Genomic DNA, 7,752 nt, shown 5'->3' on the forward strand with positions numbered 1-7,752 from the left:
CATGGAACTGTCGGTCACCCAGTTCGTCACCATCGACGGTGTCTATCAGGCGCCGGGTGGACCGTCGGAAGATCCGAGCGGGGGGTTCGCGCACGTGCCCGCGGGGGACGCCTCCCTCGCCGTCGCCACCGCGGTCGGCTCGGGGGTGTCGGGCACCGATCCGCTCGATGACAAGGCGGTCGCCACCGGTCAGGTCATCTCCGCGGTCTCGCTGCTGGCCGCGGACGCCCCGGCCGCCAAGGACGTCGCCACCACCCTCACCGCGCTGGCCGCCGCCACCGATCCCGCTGCGCCGGTGCACGCCGTCGCCGCCACCGAACAGCAGATCCGGGCCCGCAACGGGCTCACCGCTTTCCGCCCCGACGGCGCGGGACCGGTCGCCGACTTCCCGGCCGCACAGCTCACCGGTTCCTGGGTCGACCCGACCCAGAATCTGGTCGGCAGCCTGTTCGCCGATTTCCTGCGCGCACCCGATCAGTCGAAACTGTTCACCGACAACGGTTTCGGCGCGGCTCCCCCGGCCGCGACCGCCGTCCCCGCGAAGACCGTGCTGGACAAGGTGACCGGGATCCTCGCGCACCCGGTGCTCGGGGTGCAGGCCACCGTGCTGCTCGACGTCTCCTCGTCGATGTCCGCATCGGAGGGCTACGGCACCCGCCTCGCGAATGCCGTTGCGGCACTGGAGTCCACGATGGGTGTCATGCCGCCCGACTTCGGGCTGGGCGTGTGGGAGTACTCCAAGAACCTCGACGGCAACAACCCCTACAAGGTGCTCACGCCGACCGCCGCGCTGACGGACGCGCAGCGCACCGCGCTGAGCCAGGCGCTGACCACCGTCACCGCCAGCCCCTCCAAACCGGATCGCACCTATCCCACGCTGGAGGCGGCCTACAAGAACGTGCTCGCCAATTACGCGAGCGCCCGCACCAATTCGATCCTGCTGATCACCGACGGCCCCGAGGACGACTCGACGGTCACCGGCGATCAACTGCTCGCCGACATCGCGGCCGCCACCGATCCTGCGCATCCGGTGCGTGTCGACATCATCGTGATCGGCGGCGCGGGCACCCAGACTCTGCAAACCCTCAGCCAGCGCACCGGCGGCACCTACACCAAGGTGAACACCACCGCGGATCTCCCGTTCGGCACCGCCGTCTCCCAGGCACTGACCACCCCCTGACACCCCGGCAACGACGACGAGGGGCGACGCGCCCGAGATCCGGACCGCAACACGGGCGCGTCGCTTTACCGATCCATCAGCAAACCCGTGGCATATTCGGCGAATGGCACACAGTACTGGTCCTGAACCGACTCTGAAGCAGGGCTTGGCAGCCGGAACCTCGATCGCGGCGGGCATTCTGCTGATCGTGATCGGCGTGCTGTCGGTCCTGCAGGGCATTTCCGCCGTCGCCGCCGACGACCTGCTCGTCGTCGGCTACGACTATGTCTACAAACTCAACACCACCGGCTGGGGCTGGATCCACATCGTCCTCGGCGTCATCGAGATCTGCGTCGCCATCGGTCTGCTCAAGGGCACCACGTGGGGCCGCACCGCCGCCATGATCCTGGCCGCTCTGTCCATCGTCGAGAACTTCCTCTGGATCCCCTACTACCCGGCGTGGTCCCTGCTCATCATCGCCCTCGACGTCATAGTCATCTGGGCCATCGCCGCCTACAAGCCCGCCAACGCCTGACCCGTCAGCGTCAGACGGGCGGTTCCAGGTCGCTCGCGCTGACGGTGTAGGTCAGCGGTGGGTACACGAAATCCGTCTCGGTGTTCTCGCGTCGGCGCAGCTGATAGAACTCGCGCTGCTGGTCGTCATCGGCCGACGTGAGCGGACCGCCCTGCGGGAGATACGCGATGCCGTCGCGAAACCGCAGGGCGGTCTTCGACGTTCGGAAGGTCACGCCCAGCCAGTCGTTGTCCGCAGCCCGGCCGGGAGTATCCAGCACGATCTTGTGCTTGAACAGCCGATTCGACTCGACGGTGAACGTCACGAAACCGTTGTGGGCGAGCGGGATTTCAGCCCTCTCGCCTGATTCCTTCGCTTCGACGATCAGTGTCCTCGGCGGGACCGCTTCGGGGTGCCGGTAGCAGGTGAAGACGGCGATAAACGAGTTGTCGGCGAGGTCGAGGGCTTGGTCGGAGTGGGCGCCCATGGAGGTGTAGGCGTTGGTGTAGGTCTCGATGAGGGCGTTGTTGAACTCGGTGGGGAGTCCGGCTCGGGCTCGGATGCGTTGGGCCAGCCGGTCGTGCAATGCACTGAAACGCTGTGCGGGACAGGCGTATCGAGTGGTCGTGCGCACGAGGGGCACGCCCGTCTCGTCAACCTTGGTGAGGGTGGCTCCTTTTCGGCCTTTGCCCAGGTCCTCCCAGGCTACTGACGCGTACAGCTCGGCGAACAGGTTGTCATCGCCCGGTAGGTCGTAGGGCACGACCGCGTCGGAAATCCTAGGCACGAGGGGCAATGTAGTCTCCGACGTTCATGCTGAACGGGAATCGATCCCCGTAGTCGATGAAGTCCGTGCTGCGGTTCTCCTCGGCGTACAGGCCACGCAACTCGTCCATGCCCTCCTGCGTGGGCGGACCCAATTCCACCAAGCCCCCGGCCTTTTCGAGGAAGGTCCGGCCGTCCTTGTGCACGGCCTCGGCATTCGAGCAGCGCACCACGTATCCCAGCCGGGTCGGCAGCAATTCGGCGTCGAGCATCGAGGGCCGGATCTCGTGCGTGTAGAGCCGGTTGGTGGACAACGGCATGAAGAACACCGAGCCGGGATAGAGGGGCAGCTCGAACCGCGTGGGGAGCTCGTCGCGTTCTTCGACCGAATCCTTCAACCGGAAGCGGAGTTTGGTCAGCCCGCTGACATTCCTCACGCCGTAGTCGAACCCGTCGCTCAACGGCCGCAGCTTGTCGAGTCCGTCGTAGAACGTGCAGAAGGCCATGATCCCCTCGACCGGCATGTCCTTGGTCTTGTCGGCGTGCGACGAGATCTTCGCCTTGGCCTGCTTGCGCTCGACCGTGGCCTGCGTGTTGTGATAGATCTGCGCGAGCACGTGATTGAGCGCCGCATGCCCTCGAAAAACGGTGTCGGCCTCACGATTCAACGCCTCCACGATGTCCGCGTCGGTCGGCCCGAAATTCTCGGTCGGCCCCGACAGGTTCGTCGAACAGCGCAACAACCGGAACCGCAACTCCGCACCACTGCGCGTCACCGGCGTCAGATAGATCCCGCTGCGGTGAGCCGTCCCCGGCTTGGTCGACTCGGTCAGCGATTGAAAGACATGCTCACCGCTGATCCGCCCGAAATGATCGTCCCCGAGCTCGAAGAACCGCCGGTAATACACACCCAACCCGTGCACGCGAACCGGAACCCGCCCGAGATCGACGACCGGCCAGGGCCCTTCCGGACCGTAACTCTGCGACAACTCCCGCACGACGAACACTCGCTCGGCCGCCTCCACCTGCCGCGCATCGATCGCCCACACCTCACCGCACAGGTAGACATCTTTCCGCGCGAGATCGACTGCCCCGCAGGCGAACTCCTCCGCATCGATCACCTCGCCGAAGAAGTCCCGGACCCACTCGCTCTCGCGCAGTTTCGCGGGCACGACCAAGATATTGCCCGCCCCGTCGATGCGCGCCTCCCGCTCCCGCACGCGGCACCCCTTCCCCTCACAACCATCGTTTCGCCTCGACTCTGCCACCCTCCGACCTACCCGACATACCCCCACCGACAATCGGCGTAGAGGTCCGCGGCGGTCGCGGACCTGCTCACCAGGACCGAGCACGAGTCCGGCGACGAACCCACCTCGGTGTAGAGCGTCGAGGACGAGGACACGCAATCGGGGCCGACCGGCTCCCACTGCGCCAGATCGGCGCACGTCCCCGCACGCTGCGCGTAGTTCGCGGGCATCGCGAGCGGATGGTCGTCCAACCATGCGGGCGTCGTCGCGAACTGGCCGACGTACCGATACCCGGGGTCTGCCATCCAACCGGAACCGGAGCAGTGATCGCTCATCCTTCGCAGCCGAAATTGTTCGGGCACCACGACATTGAAGTGTTCCGTCAGCTGCTCACGAGCCTGCTGATCGGTCAGCGCCCCACAGGGCGGAGTTCCAGCAGGCGGTGCGGCGGGGACGAACAACGACCAACCCACTGTCACCAGCAGCACGACGCCGCCGACCGCGAACAATGTTGCGCCCCAACGTACGAGGCGCGGCAACACAGGTGCCTTCCGCCGCCCGCCGGAGCCCGAGTGGATCAATCCGCGACCAGGGCCGCGAACGCGGCGGGCCAATCGGCGGGGGTCGGACCGTCGTAGAGTTCGAAGGTCTTGCCGTGGGCTTCGGGGTGCACGAGAGCGGCGACCGCCGTACCGGCCACGGTTTCCCGGCTGACTCGGCCGTCGCCACGGTCACCCTGTTCGAGGTGAATGCCGGTGGCCGGGGAATTGGTGAGCCAGCTCGGGCGAACGATCGAATAGGGTGCGCCGCTGTCGCGCAGCGCCTGCTCACCGGCACCACGAGCCCGGATGATCCCCGCCATATCCGGATGTTCGTCGGCGCGGGTGATATAGATCTGGGAGACCAGCACGACCGGGACCCGTTGCGCGGCAGCCAGTTCGGCAAGGCCGCGCACACCGGCGTTCATGACCGCATCGGCGGCCGCGGTATCCACCGGCGGCTCCACCGAGACGATGACGCCGTCGATGCCGGTCAGCAGGTGGGGGTCGAGCGGTTCGGCCAAATCGACAGCCACGCTTCGCTCATCCCGAGGGTGCCGGGTCCCGATGAGCACCTCGTGACCGAGGTTGTCCAGCAGGTCGACAGCGTGGCGGCCGGTGCGGCCGGTGCCGCCGATGACCAGGTACTTCATGACACTCCTTGAATCTCGGAAACCTGTCACCAGGGCAGGGGTTGGCCGTCGCGGAAGAAGCCGCCGGTCGGCCCGGTGTCGGGAAGAGTTGCGGCCCAGACGATTCCGGCCGCACCCTCAGGGATCGGACGGCCGCCAGGGCCGCCCATATCGGTGGCGACCCAGCCGGGGCAGATCGAGTTGACCAGGATGCGGTCAGCGCGCAGTTCGGCGGCCAGCATGCGGGTCAGTGCGTTGAGGGCGACCTTCGTCGTGTTGTAGGCCGGAGTGCCGCCGCCCATGCCGGCGAGGGAGGCGGCCTCGCTGGAGACGTTCACGATGCGGGCATGAGAGCTCTTGCGCAACAACGGCAGGAAAGCCTGGACCATCCGCCACGGACCGTAGAGGTTGGTCTCCGCCGCTTCGCGCACGACCGTCAGGTCCGCGGTCTCCGCGCGCTGCCAGGTGTCGTAGGTGATTGCCGCACTGTTGATCAGCACATCCAGGCGGCCGTGCACCTCCGCCACTTCCTGCGCCGCCGCCACGACACTCGCGTCGTCGGTGACATCCAGCAGCACGGGCAGCGCCCCCACGGCGGCCGCCGCGGCCTTACCGGCCTCCGCCGACCGCGCCCCCAGCACCACGGTGAACCCGCGTTCGGCCAACTGCTTGCACACTTCCCGGCCGATCCCGCGGTTGCCGCCGGTGACCAACGCGATATCGCTCATGATCATCGATCTTGCCGCCGAATCGCGGAGCCGTCGAGTCCCCACGCCCGGCGGCCGGTACGGAAAGCGCCCCACCGTTTCGAGAACCGGTGGGGCGCTGACGTGTTCGAGACGACCCGTCGTCAGTCCGTGTAGGCGTCCAGCGGCGGGCAGGAGCAGACCAGGTTGCGGTCGCCGTAAGCGCCGTCGATGCGACGCACGGACGGCCACACCTTGGCGCGGACGTGCTTCACGCCCTGCGGGTAGACGGCCTTTTCGCGGGAGTACGGGTGATCCCATTCGCCGACCAGGCATTCCGCGGTGTGCGGAGCGCCACGCAGCGGGTTGTCCTCGACCGGCCAGACGCCCGCGGCGACCTGATCGATCTCGCCCTTGATCGCGATCATGGCTTCGATGAAAGCGTCCAGCTCTTCGAGGTTTTCGCTCTCGGTGGGCTCCACCATGAGCGTGCCCGCGACCGGGAAGCTCATGGTCGGGGCGTGGAAGCCGTAGTCGGCCAGGCGCTTTGCCACATCGTCGACGGTGACGCCGGTCTGCTTGGTGATCTCGCGCAGGTCGAGGATGCACTCGTGGGCGACCATGCCGTTGTCGCCGGTGTACAGCACCGGGAAGTGCGGGTCCAGCTTGCGGGCAATGTAATTGGCCGAGGCGATGGCGGTCAGGGTGGCGCGGCGCAGGCCGTCGGCACCCATCATGCGGATGTAGGCCCAGGTGATCGGCAGGATCGACGCCGAACCGTACTTGGCGGCCGACACCGCGTGCGAACCCTTCTCCAGGGGGTCGCCGGGCAGGTACTTCGCCAGGTGCTCGCGCACCGCGACCGGGCCGACACCGGGACCGCCGCCGCCGTGCGGGATGCAGAAGGTCTTGTGCAGGTTCAGGTGGCTGACGTCGCCGCCGAACTTGCCCGGACGGGCCAGCCCGACCAGCGCGTTGAGGTTCGCGCCGTCCACGTACACCTGGCCGCCCGCCTCGTGCACCAGCCCGCACAGCTCGGCCACCTCGTGCTCGTACACGCCGTGCGTGGACGGGTAGGTGATCATGATGCAGGCCAGCCGCTCGGCGTGGTCGGCGATCTTGGCACGCAGGTCGTCGAGGTCGATGTCGCCGTTGGGGCGGGTCTTCACGACCTCCACCCGCATGCCCACCATGGCCGCCGACGCCGCGTTGGTGCCGTGCGCGCTGGAGGGGATCAGGCACGTATCCCGGTGCGAGTCACCACGATCCAGGTGGTAGCGGCGGATCGCCAGCAGGCCCGCGTACTCGCCCTGGCTACCGGCGTTGGGCTGCAACGAAACCCGGTCGTAGCCGGTGACCGCGCACAGCCAGCCCTCGAGATCCTCGATCAGCTTGATCAGGCCCGGCGCGTCCTCGACCGGCGCGTACGGGTGCACCCGGATGAAGCCGGGCCAGGTGATGGACTCCATCACCGCGGCCGCGTTGAGCTTCAAGGAGCAGGAGCCGAGCGGAATCATGCTGCGGTCCAAGGCGATGTCCTTGTCCGAGAGCGCGCGCAGGTAGCGCAGCATGGCGGTCTCGGTGCGGTACTTGGTGAACGCCGGGGCGGTCAGGTACTCCGAGGTGCGGACCTCGATGTGCGGACGCTGCTTGCCGTGGAACAGCGCACCTTCGGGCCCGACCGGGATCTCCGCGCCGAAGCAGTCCAGCACCGCGACCACGTGGGTATCGGTGGTCACCTCGTCACACGCGATGGCGACGTGATCGGCGTCGACGAGCCGCAGGTTGATCCCGTGCCCCTTCGCCTTGGTCACGATGGCCTCCGCGCCGCCGGGCACATTCACCAGGACGGTGTCGAAGTAGGTCTGATGCACCACCGCGTCGCCGAGCCCGGCGGCCAGCCACTGCGCGTGCCCGTGCACCCGGCGCGCGAGCGAACGCAGCCCGTCGGCGCCGTGGTAGGAGGCGTACATGGCGGCCAGAATGGCCAGCAGCACCTGCGCGGTACAGATGTTCGAGGTCGCCTTCTCACGGCGAATGTGCTGCTCACGCGTCTGCAACGCGAGCCGGTAGGCCAGATTGCCGTCCGCGTCCACGGAGACGCCGACCAGTCGGCCCGGCAGCTGCCGCGCGTGCGCGGAATGCACCGCGAGGTATCCGGCATGCGGGCCGCCGAAGCCCTGCGGCAGCCCGAAGCGCTGCGTGGTGCC

General features: G+C 67.6%; 8 protein-coding genes. 2 read left to right on the forward strand and 6 right to left on the reverse strand.

Features of this window, described 5'->3' with window-relative positions; all coding sequences use genetic code 11:
• The coding region (locus ACWELQ_RS31410; protein WP_452400654.1) for a VWA domain-containing protein at nt 1-1,180 on the forward strand (1,180 nt) is incomplete at its 5' end.
• Between the two features lie 103 nt (nt 1,181-1,283).
• Nucleotides 1,284-1,694, forward strand: a complete 411-nt coding sequence (locus ACWELQ_RS31415; protein WP_452400655.1) for a DUF7144 family membrane protein — start codon at nt 1,284-1,286, stop codon at nt 1,692-1,694.
• A gap of 10 nt (nt 1,695-1,704) precedes the next feature.
• Here the strand turns inward: ACWELQ_RS31415 and ACWELQ_RS31420 are convergent, their stop codons facing one another.
• From ACWELQ_RS31420 to gcvP, 6 genes are all read right to left on the reverse strand, one after another.
• A complete protein-coding gene (locus tag ACWELQ_RS31420) occupies nt 1,705-2,460 on the reverse strand; it encodes a hypothetical protein (RefSeq protein WP_452400656.1) in 756 nt (251 codons plus the stop codon).
• Complete coding sequence (locus ACWELQ_RS31425) at nt 2,453-3,658, reverse strand: hypothetical protein (RefSeq protein WP_452400657.1); 1,206 nt, start codon at nt 3,656-3,658, stop codon at nt 2,453-2,455. Before ACWELQ_RS31425 ends, ACWELQ_RS31420 begins: the two co-directional genes overlap by 8 nt.
• A gap of 56 nt (nt 3,659-3,714) precedes the next feature.
• Nucleotides 3,715-4,224 (reverse strand): hypothetical protein, encoded by a 510-nt coding sequence (locus ACWELQ_RS31430; RefSeq protein ID WP_452400658.1) that lies wholly within the window; start codon nt 4,222-4,224, stop codon nt 3,715-3,717.
• 38 nt (nt 4,225-4,262) lie between these two features.
• Nucleotides 4,263-4,877 (reverse strand): SDR family oxidoreductase, encoded by a 615-nt coding sequence (locus ACWELQ_RS31435; protein ID WP_452400659.1) that lies wholly within the window; start codon nt 4,875-4,877, stop codon nt 4,263-4,265.
• A gap of 26 nt (nt 4,878-4,903) precedes the next feature.
• On the reverse strand, nt 4,904-5,584 hold the full coding sequence (locus tag ACWELQ_RS31440; protein ID WP_452400660.1) for an SDR family oxidoreductase: 681 nt from the start codon (nt 5,582-5,584) through the stop codon (nt 4,904-4,906).
• Between the two features lie 122 nt (nt 5,585-5,706).
• Nucleotides 5,707-7,752 (reverse strand): aminomethyl-transferring glycine dehydrogenase (gcvP, locus tag ACWELQ_RS31445; protein WP_452400661.1); only part of this gene is annotated, 2,046 nt, incomplete at its 5' end.

The sequence above is a fragment of the Nocardia sp. NPDC004722 genome (assembly GCF_053601505.1).